General features: G+C 56.3%; 1 tRNA gene. It reads right to left on the bottom strand.

Annotation, left to right across the window (positions count from 1 at the left end):
• Window positions 1–9: 9 nt before the first annotated feature.
• Window positions 10–85 (bottom strand) — tRNA-Ala (locus OGY67_RS00010).
• Between the last annotated feature and the right edge of the window lie 183 nt (window positions 86–268).

Raw genomic sequence — 268 nt, 5'->3', positions numbered from 1 at the left:
CAGTAAGGATGGTGGAGCTATGCGGGATCGAACCGCAGACCTCCTGCGTGCAAGGCAGGCGCTCTCCCAGCTGAGCTATAACCCCATCGTAAATGCTAATCTCTGTACCCTAATTCGTTTCCGGGCAAGGCGCGGTGGTGCGAAGCATACTGAAGTATGCGAGCATCGCCGTAACACAGCACGGAGGCGAATTTGGTAGGCCTGAGTGGACTTGAACCACCGACCTCACCCTTATCAGGGGTGCGCTCTAACCACCTGAGCTACAAGC

Source organism: Citrobacter sp. Cpo015 (assembly GCF_030333035.1).
GTDB lineage: Bacteria > Pseudomonadota > Gammaproteobacteria > Enterobacterales > Enterobacteriaceae > Citrobacter > Citrobacter portucalensis.
Note: the sequence above shows the minus strand (reverse complement) of the source record. Positions and strands in the feature narration are given on the sequence as shown.